This window comes from Planktothrix mougeotii LEGE 06226 (genome assembly GCF_015207485.1).
Lineage (GTDB): Bacteria > Cyanobacteriota > Cyanobacteriia > Cyanobacteriales > Microcoleaceae > Planktothrix.
In genome coordinates this window covers 144,938-165,626 of the sequence record NZ_JADEWU010000004.1, presented here as the reverse complement: position 1 = coordinate 165,626, position 20,689 = coordinate 144,938, and the positions used below count along the sequence as shown (strand labels likewise).

Sequence of the window (20,689 nt, the reverse complement as noted above, 5' to 3'; positions counted from 1 at the left end):
AAGCCCTGAAGGGCTTACTACTAGATTGTTTATACAAAAATCGTAGTGAGGCGTTCACGCCTCAGAAATTAAGCCCTGAAGGGCTTACTACTAGATTGTTTATGCAAAAATCGTAGTGAGGCGTTCACGCCTCAGAAGCAGAAAGCCCTGAAGGGCTTACTACTAGATTGTTTATGCAAAAATCGTAGTGAGGCGTTCACGCCTCAGAAATTAAGCCCTGAAGGGCTTACTACTAGATTGTTTATGCAAAAATCGTAGTGAGGCGTTCACGCCTCAGAAATTAAGCCCTGAAGGGCTTACTACGGTTGGATAAAAAACAAGGGTAAGCAATGCTTGACCCTCGTTAATTTTAGGTTAATTTTGACAGAAATTGAGATTAAAGAACAGCCGCAAACCGTTCTTTTTCAGGAACTTCTGTGTACTCAGCTACAATTTGCCGGAATTCATCGCCATCAATGGTTTCTTTCTCAATTAAAAGATCCACTAAGCGATCAATCACTTCCCGATTATCCCGAATAATTTGACACGCTTGCTGATAACAATGTTCGGCAATAATCCGAATTTGTTCATCAATTCGAGAGGCAATTTCATTAGAATATTCAGTGCGAGTGGCAAAATCTCGACCTAAGAACACTTCCTGCTGAGATTCTAACGACAACGGCCCTAAATCGGACATTCCGTAACGAGTCACCATCTGACGGGCCATGCCTGCAACCTGTTGTAAGTCGCCTCCTGCACCCGTTGTCACTTCCGAATCTCCGAAAATAATATCTTCAGCCGCCCGTCCTCCCAAAGCTCCCGAAATCCGCGCTAGGATTTGAGAACGAGAAATTAACCCTTGATCTTCATCGGGGGTAAACCAGGTTAACCCTTGAGCTTGACCTCTGGGAATTAAGGTCACTTTTTGTACCGGATCATGGTCTTTAAGTAAGGTTCCGACGATGGCATGACCAATTTCATGATAAGCAATTAATCGTTTGCTCTTGCCATCAATTAAGGGGGTTCCTTCCATCCCGGCAATCACCCGATCTACTGCATCATCAATTTCTAACATGGTGATGCCTTCTTTGCGACGACGGGCCGTTAAAATCGCCGCTTCGTTGAGCAAGTTGGCTAAGTCAGCCCCGGTAAAGCCAGGAGTCCGACGGGCGATGGCTTCTAAAGAAACTTCCTCAGAAATTTTCTTATTGCGGGCGTGAACTTCCAACACCGCTAAACGACCTTTAATATCCGGGGCGTCAACGGTAATTTGACGGTCAAAACGACCCGGACGCAGTAAGGCAGAGTCCAGAACATCAGGACGGTTGGTCGCGGCAATAATAATAATCCCTGTATTGCCTTCAAACCCATCCATTTCCGTTAATAATTGGTTCAGGGTTTGTTCCCGTTCATCGTTACCCCCACCAATTCCAGCCCCCCGTTGACGACCAACGGCATCAATTTCATCAATAAAAACAATACAAGGGGCCGTTTCTTTGGCTTTCTTGAACAAATCACGAACCCGGGACGCGCCCACCCCGACAAACATTTCCACAAATTCTGAACCGGAGATACTAAAGAAGGGAACACCCGCTTCTCCCGCAATGGCTTTAGCTAATAAGGTTTTTCCGGTTCCTGGGGGGCCAACTAATAATACCCCTTTGGGAATTCTCGCCCCAACTGCGGTAAAGCGTTCGGGTTTTTTCAGGAAAGTGACCACTTCTTGTAATTCTTCTTTGGCTTCTTCCACCCCAGCCACATCATCAAATAAGACTCCGGTTTTGGCTTCCATTTGAAATTTAGCTTTAGACTTGCCAAAATTCATGGCTTGACCAGGGCCACCGGGAACATTATTAGACCGACGGAAGAGGAAGAATAAACCAGCAATTAATAAAATAGGGAAGATCAAATTTCCTAACAATCCCCATAACGCACCGTCATTGCGAGGAGGATGGCTATCAAAACTAATTTGGGAAGCCCTTAACCGAGCGATTAATTCTGGGGCATTATTGGGTAAGTCCACCCGCAACCGTTGAATGCGGTTATCCAGTTGAGGATCAATGGCATCGACAATGGCTGTGCGACCGCCATCATACAGTTCTACACTGGTGACACGACCAGCATCCAAGTAATCTAAGAAACGACCATAGCTCATGCGGGTGCTGGCGGTGTTTCTACCCAAGTCTGCGGGGGCAGTGGCAAAAGCTCCTTGCCAGACAAAAAACCCGATGACCAAGGCGGGTAAAGTCCAAAGAAGTATTGTTTTCCACGACGTCTTCATAAATTGCGTTGCTCTAGGTTATGGGGTATTGAATGTACAGATGCAGTGCGGGTGGACTGCGATCGCATTTTGTTATTCATAATCTTAACTAAATTTAACTTAATATTTGGGCATCAAGCAACTCACGAACTTCAATTTGTGCTAGGGACTCGATAGAGGACATCAAGAGTTAGCCATCCGTTACCCCTTTCGAGATACAATAACTCAGGCTAAACCCGCACGATTGACCCAAACCCCAGACCTTCTCTGAAGGGATAGGTGAATTCAAGACTAGAAATCAACCATCCGTGCAGTCATGCAGCTTTCAAGAAGACTCAAAAGTTAGGTTTAGGTTGCTGAGTCTTTTCTGATTCAGTCAAACGAACAGGTTGTCGTGTTGAGGAAGTCTTTCCCCTGATCAGGGGGCTGAGAGGGTTTCATCAGAAATGGCTCCTGCTCCTGAAAAGTTCTAAATTGTGCCTGATTTTAGGAGTGGAAATTCCACTTTATATTTATTTGTCAACAGGTCAGGGATGAAATTGGCAACAGATAAGGCATTATAAATCTTGAATCTCCGTGAGGTAACGTATTCCGATGCAAGGTGGTAATAAACAGCCCGGACAACCCGCAGCCGCAGCCGCAGCTGCTTCAATGCTGAATCGGCAAACAACGCCGACAAGCGGCAAAAAAACGATTTTAAGTCTTGATTTAGGGCGGACATCAACGAAAGCCTGTACCAGTCGTAATCCGAATGAAGTCGTTTTCATTCCCTCTAATATCAAAGCCCTAACGGTGGATACTGCTAGAGGCGGTGGCTTTGAGTCCAAAAATACCGATCCTCTGCTCGATATTTGGGTAGAATATCAAGGCATGGGTTATGCGGTCGGTCAATTGGCGGCTGACTTTGGAGCAGCATTATTTAAAGATGGTTCCGATTCTCCTTCCAAAGTTGATGATGCTTTAATTAAACTTTTTGCTTGTGTCGGCTACTTCAAGCTACAAGGTGACATCGATGTTGTGTTAGGGCTGCCCTTCTATTCTCAAGCCCAATTTGAGCAAGAGAAAGAACATATCACTCGGTTACTGAGTGGAAAGCACGGAATGTTTTATCGGGGTGAGCAGATCGAAATTACGGTTACTACTGTTCGCGTTATGCCCGAAGGCTATGGCAGCTTGATTTGGCTGGAAGCCCAAGGCGGCCAGAACGTCCCCAATTTTGCCGATCTGTCTGTTGCCATTGTGGATGTGGGTCATCAAACCACTGATTTCTTAACGGTTGATCGGTTCCGGTTTGCCAGAGGGGTTTCTCAAAGTGATACCTTTGCAATGGGTAAATTTTATGAAGAAGTGGCGAGTAAAATTGAAGGAGCCGATAGTCAGTCTCTCTATTTACTCGAAGCCGTTCACAAACCCGCCGGAGAACGGTTATATCGTCCTCGTGGAGCAGTCAAACCGTTTAATTTAGATGAGATTATCCCCGACTTACGGAAGAATTTTGCCCGTGATTTATGCGATCGCGTTGTCCGATGGCTGCCTGAACGGGTGACGGATGTTGTTGTCACCGGAGGGGGTGGGGAATTTTTCTGGGAAGACCTGCAACCCCTACTGAAAAACGCAGGTCTGAGAGCACATTTGGTGCAACCTTCCCGTAAATCTAATGCTTTAGGGCAGTTTGTTTATGGTGAAGCTCAGTTAACCCGACGTTAATTCCCCTGGTTAAACCCGTCCTTGATTCCATTCACATCGGTCAAAATATGGGAAAAGGATGGGTTTAATTTTTTCCAAACCTTCTCAAAATTCTGATACACTAACGAAGGTGGATCTGGTTAATTATTTTTTGATCTCAAATTTTCCAGGCTCCAAAATAAATCATGGGATAACAATAGGTCTGGATTTCTATTATGCTGTGGGCAAATCGTAAACAAACTCAGTCAGTCACCTTCACCGAAGATGCAGCAGATCAGACATTATTAGATGCGATTGAGACTGAATTATCGCAGGCAAAATATCAAACGTTTAGTAATCTTTGTAAACAAGCTCTTTGGCAATTTTTATTAATTTCTCGTTCCGAATCTCCAACTCCTCCTTCGGCAAATTCTACCCCAAATCCTCCTCAAGTTTTACCCAATTTGCAGCGCGTTGAAGAGCGGTTATTTGAAATTCAAAATAAATTAACAGATTTAGAAAAGAAGGTATTAACGGAAGAGGGAACTCCAACAGACCGTTTGGATGTTCAACTTCATCAGTTAACCCAACAAATGACTCAATTACAAATCTCTATTAATCAAAAATTAACTGACATTGCGACAGGTTTAGAAGCGGTTCAATCTCAACCTCAATCTATACCTGTAATTGTTACAGAATCAAATCCATTCCCACCAGAGCCCGAACCGGTTTCTAAAGAATCTATGGAAGAAGCCGATCCGTTACTTCAACGTTTAGGTTCTTTATTAGATGATTTTTAGGGGAATTACGAATAATGAATTACGAATTACGAATTACGAATTACGAATGGGTAATAGAAAAAAAATCTACTGTTTATTATTTATGATTCCCTACTTTTTAGGAGGATAAACTCTCCTAATATTTGACGTTGAGCTTTTAATAATTCTTGTATTCCTAATTCTGCAAAATTCAAAATTTTATCTAATTGTTCTCGACTAAAACTTCCTAATTCAGCCGTTCCTTGCAGTTCAATAATTTCTAATTCTTCCGTCATCACTAAATTAAAATCGATGTCAGCAGCCACATCTTCGGTATAATTCAAATCCAAATAAGGTTCCCCTTCCAATAACCCCACAGAAATCGCTGCAATTTGATGACAAATCGGTAATTGTTGAAGTTGCCCTTTTTGAATCAATGAATTTAAGGCATCTACTAACGCTACAAACCCCCCTGTAATAGCCGTAGTTCGCGTTCCAGCATCGGCTTGAATGACATCCGTATCAACAGTAATGGTATATTCTCCTAATGCTTTTAAATCGAGTGCGGCTCTTAAACTCCGTCCAATTAATCGTTGAATTTCTTGGGTTCGTCCTGATAATTTTAAAAATTCTCTCGGTTGACGTTGTGGAGTTGCTCCGGGTAACATTCGATATTCTGCTGTTAACCATCCTTGTCCTGTATTCTGTAAAAATTTAGGGACTCCCGGTTCAATACTAACACTACATAAAACTTTTGTATCTCCACTTTTCGCTAAAACAGAGCCCGGGGAAAAGCGAGTAAAATTTCGTTCAAAACTCACAGGACGGAGTTGATTCGGTTCTCTATGATCAGGACGTTTCCACATAATTAATTTAGGAGTTAAGAGCAAGTGGAACAGGCATCTTGCCTGTTATTAAGTAAGCCTGTTAAGTAAGCCTGTTAAGTGTGCTTTGGGGGAAGAAGAGACGGTCAACAGCCAACCGTCAACCGTCAACACTCAGACGTTGACAAATCTCTTGATAAATTTGTTCTGGAGGTTGCTCCCCATTCACATCTAAAAGATGACCTCTAGGTTCATAATATTCTAAAATCGGAATAGTCCGTTGATAAAATAATTCAATTCGGCGCTCAATAATTCCCAGTTGATCATCCGCACGCGATCGCTCTAAAGAACGGTTTTTTAACACTTTTTCTGGAACATTCAAATAAATGACCCAATTTAACCGTTGGTCTAAATCTTCTAATAAAAAATCTAATTCTTCTGCCTGAAATGCTGTGCGAGGATAACCATCTAAAAGCCAACCCTTTGCTACATCAGGATCTAACAATTGTTGACGGACAAATTGAATCATGATTTCGTCGGGAACTAATTCCCCTTGGTCAACAAAGGGTTTAGCTTGTCGGCCTAATTCTGTCTGAGCCCTGATCTTTTGTCTCAAAATCTGACCGATATCTAAGCAAGGAATACCCAAATAGCTGCATAGCAGTTTGGCTTGAGTTCCCTTTCCGGCTCCCGGCCCCCCTAGAATTACCAGTCTCACAATATTTAGCTCCTCCGATGTTGAAATCTGACCCTTATTAAAATCACTGAATTGAATTCCTAAAATCCCAAAAATCAATCTAACTTTATGATCTATTGTCCCCCTTTAACCATTGTCGAAACTGAAGTTGGATTTAATAAAAATGAGGCTCCCTTTTGAGTAATTTCTTCAGAAAGATAAATCTGTTTTAATGTCACTAAGCCATCATTAATATATAAATCTCGTACCATTGCCTTTTCCCCACTATTAAAAATAGTCTCATAAAAGACTTCTTTAATTCCTGTAGAAATAATTAATTTTAAACAGGAAATACAAGGTTCTAAGGTAACATAAATACTCGCTCCCCCACAAGAAATTCCATGTTTAGCAGCTTGAGCGATGGCATTGGCTTCAGCATGAACCGCACGAGAGGGTAAAACGGGACTGGCATCACAGGTACTTAACCCCGGATAACAATAGCCCTGAGTCGTGCAATGAATGGAACCGGAGGGCGAACCATTGTAACCCGTAGCAACGATTTGTCGATCTTTAACAATGACTGCACCCACCGGAAAAACTAAACAGGTGGAGCGCGTAGCGACCAGTTTAGCCATCATCATAAAATACTCATCCCAAGTCGGTCGCAGAGGCGGTTGATAGGTTTCAGGCGAATTTTCCATACCCATAAAATAGTAAAAATTAGTTGAGTTTTGCGGATGTTAATCCCGTAGACCCAAATCCATTATCGCGTCTTGTGGTATCACTTAACTGTTGAACTTCTTGAATCTCAACCTGCAAAACAGGTGCAATTACCATTTGAGCGATTTTCATTCCTTTAGTAATATTAAAGGATGTTTTACCATGATTGATCAAAATCACTCCAATTTCTCCCCGATATCCCGCATCAATGGTTCCAGGGGTATTCAAAACAGTGATTTGATGTTTCAAAGCCAACCCACTTCTGGGTCGAATTTGGGCTTCTGTTCCTAATGGTAATTCAATCGCAATTCCAGTAGGAATTAATTGACTTTCTCCGGGTTCAATTGTTGTATTAGCTAGGGAAAATAAATCTAATCCCGCATCCCCAATATGAGCATATTGAGGTAAAATTGCTTCTTCTTTCAGTTTTAAGATTTTCAATTGCATATTTTTTAAAGGGAACAGGGAACAGGCAATAGGGAATAGGAAATAAGCTGACAACTGACAACTGACAACTGATAACTGACAACTGATAACTGATAACTGATAACTGATAACTGATTACGGTGCAAGTCGAGCTTTTCCAAGGCGAGTGTGTTCATACCATTGAGCAATATCAGGAACCCATTCTTCAACATGGGGCCACATCAAATCACAAAGTTTTTGGATTTCTAATTGAGCATCCTTTTTAAATCGTAAATCCAGAAAATGTAATAACGCTCTTAAAGTGAAACTGACGACGAAATGTTGACGATAATCAAAGGGGACTTTTCCCCGTGCGTGTTCTTCGGACATTCCATTATCAATATCAATTTTATAGCGTTTTGCCGCTTCCAAACACCAGTTTAAATCCTGTTGACGTTGTTCAGGAGAATAGTAATATTTTTTCCCTTGGCGATCGCTATAATAACCCACAGGACGTAAATAAAAAGCGTCTTCAATATCCCCTTTTCCTTCAGCAACAGCTAATACTTTTCCCGAAGTATAACGGTAAGAGTTGTGAACAACCACCCCATTAGCAACAAAGTTATGATGAGGAGCAGCCATAACTAAATCATAAGTTGGCTCTATTCCAACATATTCAATTGAAACAATTTTAACGGGATGAGCACATAACGGATTTTTCCGATCCAGTTTATGATGTCTAGTATGACAAGGTGAACAAAGAACCTCTAAGTTAGTTTCATCAAAAGCGAGTTCTGGATGCTGGGAAACTTCTAAAATATGATGGATAGAAAGCCGTCTTGTTCCGCCACATCGAGCGCATTTTTCACCCTGATCTTCAAGAATTCGCTGACGGTTATATTTAAGCCAATGATAAACCCGCTTTTCCACAGGTAAATCAGGTTTCCAAGACGGATGATCTTCTCCCTTTAGAATTGTACCGTTTTCAACCCTTTGCGCTGTAATTGCTCTCCCATGATTTGCCCTCCGTTCTCGTTCTTCATCAGAAATATTAATCTTATATTTTAACCCTTGGTTCCATTGTTTTTTCTGCCAGGTTAACTCATGATAGTAAGCCCATTTTTTAACAGTTTCCACCGAACATCCAACCAGAGCCGCGACTTCTTTCGGAGTCAGTCCTTCAGAAAACTTTGACTGTAACCATTCTTTATTTTGATAAGTCTGATCTGCATTTTTTAAAGGTTGACCATTAACAAGCACCTCAGAACCCACCCCAAGTTGAGCTAAAATCCGCCAACCATAAGGAGTTAAGATTTTATGGTTTTGAGTACATTTCAACTGTTTACCATCGGCAAGAGTGACTTGATAAACAGGATTAAACCCATTAAAAACGATATCCTGAATATGATTATAAGTAAAGGTATTATTCTCTTCATTTAAGCTACGAACGCGCATTTTTCTAATCCGATTTTTACAATCCCGTCGATAGAAACCTGGGGGTTCATCATTTCTACCTTTAATCTTACGTTCACGAATTGCTTGTTCTCCATAATACCAGAGATCATAAAGTTCACCAATCGTCTTTTTCAATTTTTTAGAACTTTCACCATTAATATCAACAAAAGTAATAACAACCTCTGCAGAAAGACACTGAACATCAAAACTAATGCCCACCCTGTGAGTTCTCGCTTGCTGCATCACACTATGAGGAAAATAACCACAATTAAACACAATTTGACAGTGTTCTAACGGTCCATAATGTCCCCGTTCACCCGCCAATAAACGCTTAACAATGACTTCCCCAGCTTTGTCTTCAGACGGCCAAGATTGTCTTTCCTCAACAACAAACTGATCGCTATAATCTTGGTGCATTGCAGCATAAATCACCTGCTGAGGAAAAAGAGTTTTAGCAATTACTTCTACACGAAATCGATCCATTTTTGATCAAAACCAACCCAATTAAAAGCTTCAATAATTTCAGCCTTTAACATTAAAGCACCAAATGGATCAATTTGAGTTATTTTAAGATTAACAACAGAATTCTTAATTATGCTTTCCGAGAAATTTACCCAAGCCTTAGTTTATGCAACCCAACTCCACGCCACCCAAATTCGCAAAGGTTCAGGGGTTCCTTATATTGCTCATCTGCTAGGAGTTGCCAGTATTGCCTTAGAATATGGAGCTAACGAATCAGAAGCGATCGCAGCCCTGTTACATGATGCCATAGAAGACCAAGGAGGAGCTAAAATTCGAGACGAAATTCAACAGCATTTTGGGGAAACCGTCGCGGAAATTGTTGAAGGATGTACCGATACTGATATTAGCCCTAAACCGCCTTGGAGAGAAAGAAAACAAGCTTATATTGCCCATATTCCCCACACTTCCCCTTCTGTGCGGTTAGTTTCTGCGGCGGATAAACTGTATAATGCTCAATCGATTTTAAAAGATTATCGTCAACTGGGAGAGGATTTATGGCAAAGATTTACAGGCAAAAAAGAAGGAACTCTATGGTACTATAGATCCTTAGTTGATGCTTTTCGTCAAGTAGAATCAACACCTTTAGTTGAAGAATTAGATCGGGTTGTTTCCGAACTTGAACAGTTAGTGAAACAAGATCATTAACCCTCAAGAATTATCTTATTTTAATGGATTAATAATGGCAAATGTTCGTTTAGAAAATATTACCCGACGTTATCATACCACCCTTGCAATTGAAGAGATTAATTTTGAAGTTCCCGATGGAGAATTCTGGGTATTAGTAGGGCCATCGGGTTGTGGAAAATCAACAATTTTAAGAACCATTGCTGGCTTAGAAACAGCCACTTCTGGCAATGTTTATATTGATAATACCTTAGTGAATGAGATTCCAGCGCGTAAACGAGATGTAGCGATGGTCTTTCAAAATTATGCCCTTTATCCCCATCTCAGCGTTGCTGAAAATTTAGCATTTGGCTTAAAAATGCGGGGAGTTAATGCCACAAAAACCCAAGAAATAATTCAAAAAGTAGCTCAATCTCTTTCCATTGAACATTTATTAAATCGCAAACCCAAACAACTTTCAGGAGGACAACAACAACGGGTTGCTTTAGGACGAGCGATCGCCCGTGAACCGAAAGTTTTCCTATTAGATGAACCCTTATCAAACTTAGATGCTCAACTGCGAGATGATACCCGTGCAGAACTCAAACAACTGCACCAACGCTTAGGAATTACAACCATTTATGTTACCCATGATCAAGTAGAGGCGATGACGTTAGCCGATAAACTGGTAATTCTCCATCAAGGAAAAATCCAACAAATCGGTGATCCGCAAAGAGTTTATTCTCGACCTAAAAATCGGATGGTTGCCACTTTTTTAGGGAATCCTCCCATGAATATTTTACCAATTACATACAGAAATAGTTTATTTTGGATTGGAAATCAATCCTTAACTTGTCCGAGCGCAATTCGAGAAAAATTACAACCCCAGGAAGGTCAAAAATTTGATTTAGGGATTCGTCCTGAACATATTCAATTCATCACTTCCGAGAATGTTATTGATGATTTACAACAAGATGTTTGGGCCTTTGAAAAAGTCCCCCTGGATGTGGAAGTCAGTGTTGTCGAACCCTTGGGCCGAGAAACATTAGTTCGCGCTGATATCCCCCAAACCGATCAATATTTTATTCAATTTCAAGTCCCTATTCACCATCGCCTTCATCCCGGCGATCGCTTAACCATCAAACTAGATTTGAATCAGATTTTAATCTTTAATGCCACAACAGGCGATACTCTCTATCCTTAAAATCTTCATCGGGTGCGTCAGGTCAAGTTCCAGGCCCCACCCAACCATTAATTTTGTATCTAAAGTAACTGAAATTCTTGACAGACTATGATTTTTAGATTATCTTAAAAACATCCTCTTCAAAGCCAAAAAGAGAGGCAATTAAAGCCCCGAAATTAGTAAAGAAAGTTGAACTAATATGGATTTTTATTAAATCCGTAAAAAAAATTAAACTCTACATAAAAAATATTCTATTTTCCTAATTTTGAATCATACTTAAAAATAAATCCTGAGTCGATGAGGATAGTACGCTGTCCGGTGGGAAGAGTGAAATCGTCAACTATTGGGGTTGTTTCACCCCAATCCTCATCTATCCTCCATTCAGGACTATTCCCTACCCCCCTAAAACCAATATGATGCTTTTAAATCAACCTAATTTGAAACAGGATGAATCTGAAATTAGGAATCAGGATGATATTTTTCCGATTAGTTACTCTACCCTAGATGTTAGAGCATTAATCAGTGAAATTTTAAGTTGTTATCCCATTGATACCGTTGAAAAATGTAAATTTTGGCATCGAGGGTTAAGTGATGTTTATTTCATAAAAACTCAAACTTCTCGTTATTTTTTAAGAATATCCCATCAACATTGGCGATGTCAAGCAGAAATTGAATTTGAGCTTGAATTGCTAGATTTTTTGCATAATCATCAAATCCCAGTTGCTTATCCCTTAAGAACAACAGAGGGAAAATTATTCATTGAAATTAATGCCCCTGAAGGCAAACGATATGCAGTATTATTAGTTAATGCTCCCGGTCAAATTGCCATTGGAGATTTGAATATCAGCCAAAGTTTAAAATTAGGCGCGACCGTTGGTAAAATTCATCAAGTGGCTGTAAATTTTCAACCTTCAGTTCAACGCCAACCTTTAAATTCTGATTATTTATTAGAGAGTTCCTTCCTAACCATTGCTCCCTATTTAAAAAACAGACCACTGGATTTAAACTGTTTAGCAGACATTGTATTTCAACTCAAAGCTCAATTGCAAAATTTACCTCAAAACCCTCCTTTTTGGGGAATTTGTTGGGGTGATCCCCATAGTGGTAATGCTCATTTTACTTCCGATGATCAAATTACCCTATTTGACTTTGATCAATGTGGATATGGGTGGCGAGCGTTTGATATTGCTAAGTTTTTACAAGTTTCTTTACAGTCGGGACTGAGTAAAAAAGTTCGAGAAGCTTTTTTAGTTGGGTATGAAGGCATTAACCCATTAACTGAACTGGAAAAAAGCAATATTCAAGCTTTAACTCAAACGGCTCATATTTGGGCTTGGGCGATTAGTATTATTAACGCAGAACAGTTTAACTATAGCCGTTTAGATCCGAGTTATTTTACTCGATATTTACAACAATTAAAACGCTTACATTCCCCAGACTGGCAATAAAATCAATTCAAAATTAGTCCGGGAGAAATCCACAACTAATTTCAATAATGCGATTGTTCTGTAATTTAAAATAGAGATACGATCCCCCTGAAAAGGAATAGCTGACAACTTGAATATCCTCTTGACTGTGGGGTTCTTGTTGACCATAAACCTCGAATATACGATTTAAAGAATCTCCCACCCGCACCCCGTCCGGTGTAGCTAAACTCCCATCAGTGGTGGTTAAAACCACAATTCTTTCATCTCCAATATCAACAATTAAATTAGGATAAACCAGTCGAGCATAGGTGTTATAGTTCCCCGGAGGATGTTTTAGAATTTGAAGCGGTGTTCCTAAAACGTCTAATTTTGAGGGTAAATCTCCTAAGCGAAATTCCCCTAAACCCAGTTGTTTTTCTGGGGAAGGATCAGCTACACTTGCAGAAATTCCGAATGGAATCGGGAGAGTATTAAAAGCTATAACTCCACTTCCCAGAAGCAGAAGAGTAAGCAAAATATTGAAAGGATTTTTCATTTAATTTTTCCCCATCTAACGCTCTAACTTTTAAATTGGGTAAATTTCCAACAATCTCAGCTTTATCTGTAACGGGAAATTGTAAAATATCCCCCAAGGAATGGGCGAGATCTGTCGAAAGCAGTAAGATTTGTTCATCAGGAAATTCTTTGGCCCATTGTAGGGCAAACCCATAGGAAAGGGTGGTTATTCCCACACCCCCTTTTCCACTGAATAATACTAGACTAAGGGTGTTGAAATTAAACATTTTAATCAACGTTTGCTATATTTCTACTTTAGCGGTTTGTGGTGGCTTAAGAGATAAAACCCTAGGAATGTGTTCGATGTAGCCTTAGCCTCTTGTGTCAGTTGTTCAAGTGTTATAGCCCTGGCAAAAATTTTAGCGACTGATCTCCCATCGCAAGCGGTAGAACCGTTGATCAGCCAGACTAGAATACAGAGGGAATCGTAAAATCTGCCCCAACTTAGAATTGAACTGTCACAGGATAGAGAATAAAGGGGTTGTTAATTACAGATAATAGAAACCAAGAGTAAGGTTCAATTGACAAATGAGAACTCGGAAACAAGGAAAGAAATTGATCCCTCTTGAGAGATAATCAAGATCCTGTCCCGCCTTGGACAATCTCGAAGATCTAAACATCCCTAACCTTCATTTTTGCCCTCGGATGAAGGAATCAATCACTAACTTAGAACAGAATTAGGACGTGAATATTATGTTGAACAACCTGAGAAAAAAATACAGTGGGATTATGGCATTATCATTAGTTGGAGTCATGAATGCCACTCCTAGTTTAGCTTATCCGGTGGGGGTAACTTCTACCCCTGCAACGATTATACCCTCAACCTCTGAGTCCATACAGCCCCAGACTTCAACATTAGAATCCCTGTTAAAGGGGCCCCAAGTCAGCAGACGGATTTCTGAATGCTACGATAATGGGTTATGTTAGATGTTAACCCTTGGTGAAAGTTGATGGTACTGATCAACCCTCGATTCACTAAGTTTCAACGGACGGGCCGTATCCTGTTAGACTTCCTTTGCTGGAATCTATCCGCCATTCTTTGGGTAAAGAGGCAGCAGGGGCGGAATGTGCCTAATTTTTTATTAAAAATCCCATATTGATTCTTTTAATTATTTCTAATTGTTAAAACTTAATCAAGTTTTATCGGCTAACAAGAACTATGGGGTTTTTGTTAACGGCTTGGAGTGGTAATTAGAAATTTAAACTTAACTATCCCTTGCTAAAGTAACCGTTTAATGACAATCCCTCAAGGAGATTTTTAACGATGGCACTTTATCCCGTAAACGATATTATTAGCCATAATCATCAGCAAATTCATACCTTGGGTCGAGCATTGGCGAAAATGCAAGGAAGTTTTTCCTTATTGTTGGTACGGTGTAACTATGAAAGTTTACGGAAACAAATTGTTACTCAACTTAAACAAGAATCTTCCCTTCTCATTGATGAATTCCAACTTTCTCCAACAAGTCAAACCTTATATGGTTCGATTAAAGCTGAAGTAGAATCAAATTATCCTTCTGTATTAATGGTTTATGGATTAGAATCGGTTATTGCAATAGATGTAGTTTTACATTCAGCGAATTTAGGAAGAGAAGCTTTTCGTAATTTTCCCTTTCCAGTCGTGTTATGGATTAATGATAAATTGTGGAAAAAACTGAATCGTAATGCACCGGATTTTACCAGTTGGGCAACAACCTATGAATTTTTGCTGAGTTCCGATGAATTAATTAGCTTTTTAGAGGAAAGATCATCCTTAGTCTTTGCCAAAGTTCTCGCCGCAGGTGCAGAAGGATTTTTACCTACTGCTGCTATTTTAGGCTCAGAATCAGGAACGGAACTTCAGGCGGCTTATCAAGATTTAAAAAAGCGAGAAATTACGATTGATCAATCGTTAGAAGCGAAGTTAAAATGGATTTATGGTCGCTATTTTTATTCCCAACAACAAATTCCTCTGGCGCTGCAACAGTATCAACAAGCCTTAAGATTTTGGCAACAATACCCGGTTTCCCCTACTGCTGATCATTTCTTACTCTGGCAAGGATTAATTTGGTTTGAGATGGGGTTATGTTGGTGTTATTTAGCAGAACAACATCGTTATCGCAAGGGGGAACGAGAATGGAAACAAGCAAGGGATTGTTTTCAACAGTGTATTGAGCGATTTGAACAGGCTCAAAAACCTGATTTAGTCGCTATATTTTTAAATAAAATTGGAGAAACCTTAATTTATTTACAAGATTGGGAAAGTCTGCGGAATTTAGCTTTAAAAGGGCGAAAATTACATCAAAATTTGGGAGACCGTTTCCAGATTCAACTCGCTCAGGATTATGGATTTTTAGCTTTTGTTGCCCTAGCAGATCAAGATTGGAATAATACTCAAGAATTAGCCTCGGTTGCCTTAGAAATTCTAGTTTTAGAGGCTCGAAAAAATCCCGATAATCCTTGTATTCCAGTCATTAAAAGTTTTTGTTTATTTATATTAGCCAAAGCCTTAGAACAGCAAGGGTTAAAATCAAAGGCGATTGAAATATTAAGAACATCGGCTCAAACCATTAAAACGACTTTGTTAACGGTGAGTTTAATTCGTTTGTATCTGTATATTTTACAAACATTAAGTCGCCTTCATTTTGAATTGGGGGATTATCAAGAAGCATTTCAAATTAAAGAAGAATATCGCAATCAATCGAGTGCTTATGGTTATACTGCCTTTGTAGGAGCCGGACGATTACAACCTCGAAAACAAGCGGTTACTTCAACATTAGATCCCAGCCAATTTACCCACAATTTTACTGATGAAATCACGGCTTCAGGACGGGAAGAAGCGATTAACCATCTGTTAAAACGTATGGCGAGTAACTATCATAAATTAACCGTCATTTATGGTCAATCGGGTGTAGGAAAAAGTTCGATTTTGAGGGCTGGATTAGTTCCCGCAGTCCAACGAAAAATTATTGATGCTCGCATTAGTATCCCGATTATTATTAAAAGCTATAATTCTTTTTTAATTGAGTTAGAGCAAAAACTGATCAATCAGGATTTAGAGCATTCAACTGCTGCTGATCCCTTAAATTTAGATACTGATTTCAATGATGCAGAGACACAATTAGAACCTCTAAATTATACCAATATTTTAACACAAGTTATTGAAAAATTGCAAGAGAATGGCAGAAAAAATTTATTGACTATTTTAATTTTTGATCAATTTGAAGAATTATTTTTTATTCAGTCTCCCAACAATCAAAAGCTATTCTTTGAATTTTTAAAAAATGCTTTAAATTTACCCTTTGTAAAAGTTATTATTTCATTACGAGAAGATTATTTACATTATTTACTAGAAGGAAGCCGTCAAGTTAATTTAGAAGCCATTAATAACGATATTTTAAGCAAAGATATTTTATTTTATTTAGGAAATTTTAGCGAGACAGAAGCTTATAACGTAATCAAAAGTTTAACAGATCGTGCCCATTTTTATTTAGAAGATGCCTTAATTCAAGCCTTAGTTAAAGATTTAGCAGAAGATCGAGGAGAAATCCGTCCCATTGAATTGCAAGTTGTTGGAACTCAACTCCAAGCTGAAAATATTACCACCTTAGAAGCTTATCAACAACAAGGCCCCAAACAAAAATTAGTCGAACGATTTTTAGAAGAAGTAATTCAAGATTGTGGGCCAGAAAATGAAACAATGGCGCGTTTTGTTTTATATGCCTTAACGGATGAAAATGATACTCGTCCCTTGAAAACGAGAACAGAATTAATTGAAGAATTAAAACAAAAATTAAATCCAGAACAGGTCTTAAACTGCTTAGATATCATTCTTTATATTTTAGAAAAATCGGGCTTAGTTTATCGAGATATTAGCCCAACAGGAGAATTTTATCAACTGGTGCATGATTATTTAGCTGGATTTATTCGACGACAGAATAGGAGTGATCAAGAAGAAGAAATTGCTAAATTGCAACAAGAAAAAGCCCAACTCATCCAGGAAAAAGAAATGAGCAAAAAACTATCAGAAGAACAAGAAAAACGCCATCAAGCAGAAGAAAAGAATCGTCGTTTAGAACGATTTCTAGGATTAATTATTGGAACAGTTGTTATTGGTGTTGCAGTAATATTTTATGCCAATGCCCAAAATCAAGTAAAAGCTCGAATTCAAGCGTTAACTTCAGCCAAAAATGCCCTATTATTAGCCGATCAACAAGATCAATTAGGGGTATTAACAACCACCGTCCAAATTGGTCAAAACACCTTAGAAACAAAAGCATCAGAAGCAACAAAAACAGAAATCGCCGAAGGGTTAATGCAAATGATTTCGGGAATTCAAGAACGAAATCGTTTAGAGGGACATCAAGGAACAATTCTAGGCGTTAATTTTAGTCCCGATGGTCAACGAATTGCAACAGCCAGTAGTGATCGGACGCTGAAAATTTGGAGCCTTGATGGTAAATTATTAACTAAACCTGGGCAATTTCCGCACACCAGTCCCATTAAAAGTGTTCGCTATAGTCCCGATGGCAAAATCATCGCCACTACCACAGCTAGTGTTGATGACCCCAATCAAAATCAAGTTTTATTATGGACAGAAAACGGAACACCCATCCCTCACCGTCCGATGAAACATCAAGAAGTGATTAATAGTATTAGTTTTAGTTACGACGGCCAAAAATTAGTGACCGCTAGTAATGATAAAACCGTTAAATTATGGGCTTTAGATGGAACGTTACTTCAGGAATTTAAAGGGCATCAGGATCGAATTTTTGACGCTGAGTTTAGTCCTGACGGTCAAACTATTGCCAGTTGTAGTAAAGATGGAGAATTGAAAATTTGGTCAATCGATGGAACCTTAATTCGTAGTATTAAAGCCCATAATCAACCCGTTTATGATCTTGATTTTAGTCCCGATGGCAAACTGATTGTTTCTGCTAGTGGCGATCGCACTCTAAAACTTTGGAACGCAGAAACCGGAGTAGAAATTAAAGTTCCCTTAAAAGGTCATAATGATGATGTTTTAAGTGTCAATTTTAGTCCCGATAGTCAATTTTTAGTCAGTGGTGGTCGCGATCGCACTGTTAAACTTTGGAACCTAAAAGGAGTCTTACTCAAAACTTTTATTGGTCATCGAGATAATGTTTGGGGTGTGGAATTTAGTCCCGATGGTCAAACCTTGGTATCCGTCAGCGCCGATACCACCGCCCGACTTTGGGATCGAAGTCGAGATCCCTTGAATACCACCTTACAGGGTCATACCGGACGGGTCTGGGGTGTCAGTTTTAGTCCCGATAGTCAAATTTTAGCGACTGGAAGTGAAGATAAAACCGTAAAATTATGGGGATATCAAGAGCCTCTACAATATAGTTCAAAGCCTTTTTTGACCTTAGAGCATCCCAGTAAAGTGAACTGGGTAAGTTTTAGTCCCAATAGTCAAGAAATTGCCACAGCCAGCGAAGATAAAATTCTGCGACTTTGGGGGAAAGACGGTCAGTTGTTGCGAACCTTAAGCGGTCATACCCAAGCGGTTAAAGTTGTCACCTTTAGTCCCGACGGTCAAACCTTAGTCAGTGCCAGTGAAGACAAAACCGTAAAATTATGGGACAAACAAGGAAAATTGATCACCTCCTTACCCCATCAAGATGCTGTTTGGGATGTCCGCTTTAGTCCCGATGGCAAAATCTTAGCCACAGGGGCGAGTGTTTCCAAACCCACAAACCAACCGCCCGCTAACGGCGTTACCCTGTGGACAAAACAAGGGAAACAATGGCAACCTACCTCAAAATTACCTGCGGAAAATCCCGTAACAACGTTAAGTTTTTTAGGGAATTCTCAACAACTAGCTGTTGCTGTTAATGATCAGGTTACACTTTGGAAATTGAACGATAAAAAATCCCATTCTTCTTGTCCATTAGGACATCATGCAACGGTACAAAGTTTAAGTTATTATCCCCAGGGGCAAATTTTAGCAACGGCTAGTGATGATAAAAAAGTTAGATTGTGGCAGATTAATGATCGTCTTTGGGATTTATCAAACTGCAATGGCATTGAACCTTTAATGGTGTTAGAACAAGATGATTTTGTCAATAATATTAGTTTTAGTTCTGGGGATGCCCCTCTTCTGGCTATGGCCAAGGATAATGGAACAGTGATTCTGTGGAGTTTAGCGAATTTAGACTTACATCATCAGATGGAACAAAGTTGTACCTGGTTACACGATTATCTCACCACTAACTTAACCCAATTGCAGGAACAAAATCGCAATTTATGTAATTATCCGGTAAATACGAGTTTTTTAAGAACGAATGAGATCAACAAATAGCCCCAGAAAATATTACTTGAGTGCCTGCTTATTCCCTTATTGGGGAAGACAGTGTATGATTTTGGCAAACCCGATTACCCTCAATCCTAATCTTCAATGGTGATAGAAAAAGCCGAACAAATCCTCAATGGTGCCATGCCAGAGTTTTTGCAAAATGGCTATGCTTGTACAAGTATGGACAAGGTAGCAAAATCGGCTGGTGTGTCTAAACAAACCCTTTATAGCCATTTTTCCGATAAAGATGGATTATTTACGGCATTAGTTGAACGCATTGCTACCGAGAAATTTAATTTGGTTTGGTCACACCCTTTAGAAGGTCAACCCGAAGAAGTCTTGCGGGATTTAGCGAAACGCCTGGTTAAGGAAAATATTAATGATAATGAATATTTGTGTTTTGTCCGTTTAATTGTTGCTGAATCTGGAAAACGTCCAGATTTAGCACAATTATTTTTAATGAAACTTTGTCAACCTGCGGTGATTATTCTGACCCAATATCTTCAAGAACATCCCGAATTAAATATTATTGATTGTGAAGCCACAGCCCGGATTTTTGTCGGTTCATTAATCCATTTTATGATGGTTCAAGAAGTTCTATCCGGCAAAGAAATTATGCCCATTGACGAAGATCGGATGATTAATAGTTTAATCCATTTAATTATTAATCAAAAAGAATTGTTGACAGTAATCACTAATCCGTAGAGTGCCATGTGTAGAGACGCGCCATGTGTAGAGACGCGCCATGTGTAGAGACGCGCCATGTGTAGAGACGCGCCATGTGTAGAGACGCGCCATGTGTAGAGACGCGCCATGTGTAGAGACGCGCCATGGCGCGTCTCTACGGGTTCCAAAACCCGACTACGGTTGAACGTTTACAGGGTTAGCTGAGGGTTCGGTAGCAGGGGAAGGTTGGGGGTTTTCCAGAAGTTGGCGTTGTCTTTCCCGAAATTGAGTTGCTGCGTCCTGAATATTTTGGCGTTGTTTATTCCCGACGGCTTCATAATCAACATTAAATCGTCCTAATCGAGAATTATGAATAATATCTAACATAGTCTTCTGACTATTAGAATCACTTAGAGGGTCAGGATTATCAGACCGTTGAAATTCTTGTAAAGGGTTAACTGAAGTAGACTGAGCCAAACTCACTGAAGTAAATCCCAAAATCCCAATTCCAGCAGCCACAACCGTATAGGAGAAGAGTCTCAAACCCAATTTCAATCCCTTAAAGTGCATGATTACAACCTCACTACCTGAAAAATAACTATAAAAACTTAGATTTCCATATTGTAGCTATTTTTTGGAAAATTTAAAATAAAGATTCCCCCTAACGTTCTGGAAATTTAGACTGTTGGGGGA

17 protein-coding genes are annotated in these 20,689 nt (G+C 39.6%); 8 read left to right on the top strand and 9 right to left on the bottom strand.

Features of this window, described 5'->3' with window-relative positions:
* Positions 1 to 376: 376 nt before the first annotated feature.
* Positions 377 to 2,260: an ATP-dependent zinc metalloprotease FtsH2 gene (gene ftsH2, locus IQ236_RS03520; RefSeq protein WP_193867979.1), complete on the bottom strand. Its 1,884-nt coding sequence runs from the start codon at positions 2,258 to 2,260 to the stop codon at positions 377 to 379.
* Positions 2,261 to 2,833: 573 nt separating this feature from the next.
* Between ftsH2 and IQ236_RS03515 the strand changes: the two genes are divergently transcribed.
* Together IQ236_RS03515 and IQ236_RS03510 are read left to right on the top strand one after the other, a co-directional pair.
* Positions 2,834 to 3,946, top strand: a complete 1,113-nt coding sequence (locus IQ236_RS03515) for a ParM/StbA family protein (RefSeq protein ID WP_190517383.1) — start codon at positions 2,834 to 2,836, stop codon at positions 3,944 to 3,946.
* Between the two features lie 194 nt (positions 3,947 to 4,140).
* Positions 4,141 to 4,704, top strand: a complete 564-nt coding sequence (locus IQ236_RS03510; protein ID WP_193867978.1) for a hypothetical protein — start codon at positions 4,141 to 4,143, stop codon at positions 4,702 to 4,704.
* An 80-nt stretch (positions 4,705 to 4,784) separates the two neighbouring features.
* On the opposite strand, the gene rph is transcribed toward IQ236_RS03510, so the two are convergent.
* The 5 genes from rph to IQ236_RS03485 form a co-directional block, all read right to left on the bottom strand.
* Complete coding sequence (rph, locus tag IQ236_RS03505; RefSeq protein ID WP_322744075.1) at positions 4,785 to 5,531, bottom strand: ribonuclease PH; 747 nt, start codon at positions 5,529 to 5,531, stop codon at positions 4,785 to 4,787.
* A 115-nt stretch (positions 5,532 to 5,646) separates the two neighbouring features.
* Positions 5,647 to 6,204, bottom strand: coding sequence for an adenylate kinase (locus IQ236_RS03500; protein WP_193867976.1), 558 nt, complete (start codon positions 6,202 to 6,204; stop codon positions 5,647 to 5,649).
* Between the two features lie 92 nt (positions 6,205 to 6,296).
* On the bottom strand, positions 6,297 to 6,863 hold the full coding sequence (locus tag IQ236_RS03495; protein ID WP_193867975.1) for a deoxycytidylate deaminase: 567 nt from the start codon (positions 6,861 to 6,863) through the stop codon (positions 6,297 to 6,299).
* Positions 6,864 to 6,882: 19 nt separating this feature from the next.
* Positions 6,883 to 7,329, bottom strand: a complete 447-nt coding sequence (gene dut, locus IQ236_RS03490; RefSeq protein WP_193867974.1) for a dUTP diphosphatase — start codon at positions 7,327 to 7,329, stop codon at positions 6,883 to 6,885.
* A gap of 114 nt (positions 7,330 to 7,443) precedes the next feature.
* A complete protein-coding gene (locus IQ236_RS03485) occupies positions 7,444 to 9,225 on the bottom strand; it encodes an FAD-dependent thymidylate synthase (RefSeq protein WP_193867973.1) in 1,782 nt (593 codons plus the stop codon).
* 111 nt (positions 9,226 to 9,336) lie between these two features.
* Here IQ236_RS03485 and IQ236_RS03480 point away from each other — a divergent pair, with 111 nt between their 5' ends.
* The 3 genes from IQ236_RS03480 to IQ236_RS03470 all read left to right on the top strand — a co-directional run bounded on the left by IQ236_RS03480 (position 9,337) and on the right by IQ236_RS03470 (position 12,498).
* Positions 9,337 to 9,909 carry an HD domain-containing protein gene (locus IQ236_RS03480; RefSeq protein ID WP_193867972.1) on the top strand — a complete coding sequence of 191 codons (573 nt, stop codon included), beginning with the start codon at positions 9,337 to 9,339 and terminating at the stop codon, positions 9,907 to 9,909.
* Positions 9,910 to 9,943: 34 nt separating this feature from the next.
* Positions 9,944 to 11,071 (top strand): ABC transporter ATP-binding protein, encoded by a 1,128-nt coding sequence (locus IQ236_RS03475; protein WP_193867971.1) that lies wholly within the window; start codon positions 9,944 to 9,946, stop codon positions 11,069 to 11,071.
* 392 nt (positions 11,072 to 11,463) lie between these two features.
* Positions 11,464 to 12,498: a phosphotransferase gene (locus IQ236_RS03470; RefSeq protein ID WP_193867970.1), complete on the top strand. Its 1,035-nt coding sequence runs from the start codon at positions 11,464 to 11,466 to the stop codon at positions 12,496 to 12,498.
* Between the two features lie 13 nt (positions 12,499 to 12,511).
* Here IQ236_RS03470 and IQ236_RS03465 read toward each other — a convergent pair whose 3' ends face one another.
* Positions 12,512 to 13,012, bottom strand: a complete 501-nt coding sequence (locus tag IQ236_RS03465) for a hypothetical protein (RefSeq protein ID WP_193867969.1) — start codon at positions 13,010 to 13,012, stop codon at positions 12,512 to 12,514.
* Complete coding sequence (locus tag IQ236_RS03460; protein WP_193867968.1) at positions 12,948 to 13,259, bottom strand: ArsA-related P-loop ATPase; 312 nt, start codon at positions 13,257 to 13,259, stop codon at positions 12,948 to 12,950. Before IQ236_RS03460 ends, IQ236_RS03465 begins: the two co-directional genes overlap by 65 nt.
* A gap of 466 nt (positions 13,260 to 13,725) precedes the next feature.
* Between IQ236_RS03460 and IQ236_RS03455 the strand changes: the two genes are divergently transcribed.
* The 3 genes from IQ236_RS03455 (at position 13,726) to IQ236_RS03445 (ending at position 20,035) form a co-directional block, all read left to right on the top strand.
* The gene (locus tag IQ236_RS03455; RefSeq protein ID WP_190517402.1) at positions 13,726 to 13,959 is read left to right on the top strand and encodes a hypothetical protein; all 234 of its coding nucleotides are present in this window, start codon (positions 13,726 to 13,728) and stop codon (positions 13,957 to 13,959) included.
* A gap of 337 nt (positions 13,960 to 14,296) precedes the next feature.
* Positions 14,297 to 19,336 (top strand): nSTAND1 domain-containing NTPase, encoded by a 5,040-nt coding sequence (locus IQ236_RS03450; RefSeq protein ID WP_193867967.1) that lies wholly within the window; start codon positions 14,297 to 14,299, stop codon positions 19,334 to 19,336.
* Positions 19,337 to 19,432: 96 nt separating this feature from the next.
* Entirely contained in the window at positions 19,433 to 20,035 is a 603-nt protein-coding gene (locus IQ236_RS03445; protein ID WP_193867966.1) for a TetR/AcrR family transcriptional regulator, read from the top strand.
* Between the two features lie 156 nt (positions 20,036 to 20,191).
* Here the strand turns inward: IQ236_RS03445 and IQ236_RS03440 are convergent, their stop codons facing one another.
* Positions 20,192 to 20,566 carry a hypothetical protein gene (locus IQ236_RS03440; RefSeq protein WP_193867965.1) on the bottom strand — a complete coding sequence of 125 codons (375 nt, stop codon included), beginning with the start codon at positions 20,564 to 20,566 and terminating at the stop codon, positions 20,192 to 20,194.
* Between the last annotated feature and the right edge of the window lie 123 nt (positions 20,567 to 20,689).

Excerpts from the sequence above, each read along its gene's own strand:
- ftsH2 (WP_193867979.1), bottom strand. The coding sequence starts at position 2,260 with ATGAAGACGTCGTGGAAAACAATACTTCTTTGGACTTTACCCGCCTTG.
- IQ236_RS03515 (WP_190517383.1), top strand. The coding sequence starts at position 2,834 with ATGCAAGGTGGTAATAAACAGCCCGGACAACCCGCAGCCGCAGCCGCA.
- IQ236_RS03510 (WP_193867978.1), top strand. The coding sequence starts at position 4,141 with ATGCTGTGGGCAAATCGTAAACAAACTCAGTCAGTCACCTTCACCGAA.
- IQ236_RS03495 (WP_193867975.1), bottom strand. The coding sequence starts at position 6,863 with ATGGAAAATTCGCCTGAAACCTATCAACCGCCTCTGCGACCGACTTGG.
- dut (WP_193867974.1), bottom strand. The coding sequence starts at position 7,329 with ATGCAATTGAAAATCTTAAAACTGAAAGAAGAAGCAATTTTACCTCAA.
- IQ236_RS03485 (WP_193867973.1), bottom strand. The coding sequence starts at position 9,225 with ATGGATCGATTTCGTGTAGAAGTAATTGCTAAAACTCTTTTTCCTCAG.
- IQ236_RS03480 (WP_193867972.1), top strand. The coding sequence starts at position 9,337 with ATGCTTTCCGAGAAATTTACCCAAGCCTTAGTTTATGCAACCCAACTC.
- IQ236_RS03475 (WP_193867971.1), top strand. The coding sequence starts at position 9,944 with ATGGCAAATGTTCGTTTAGAAAATATTACCCGACGTTATCATACCACC.
- IQ236_RS03470 (WP_193867970.1), top strand. The coding sequence starts at position 11,464 with ATGATGCTTTTAAATCAACCTAATTTGAAACAGGATGAATCTGAAATT.
- IQ236_RS03465 (WP_193867969.1), bottom strand. The coding sequence starts at position 13,012 with ATGAAAAATCCTTTCAATATTTTGCTTACTCTTCTGCTTCTGGGAAGT.
- IQ236_RS03460 (WP_193867968.1), bottom strand. The coding sequence starts at position 13,259 with ATGTTTAATTTCAACACCCTTAGTCTAGTATTATTCAGTGGAAAAGGG.
- IQ236_RS03455 (WP_190517402.1), top strand. The coding sequence starts at position 13,726 with ATGTTGAACAACCTGAGAAAAAAATACAGTGGGATTATGGCATTATCA.
- IQ236_RS03450 (WP_193867967.1), top strand. The coding sequence starts at position 14,297 with ATGGCACTTTATCCCGTAAACGATATTATTAGCCATAATCATCAGCAA.
- IQ236_RS03445 (WP_193867966.1), top strand. The coding sequence starts at position 19,433 with ATGGTGATAGAAAAAGCCGAACAAATCCTCAATGGTGCCATGCCAGAG.
- IQ236_RS03440 (WP_193867965.1), bottom strand. The coding sequence starts at position 20,566 with ATGCACTTTAAGGGATTGAAATTGGGTTTGAGACTCTTCTCCTATACG.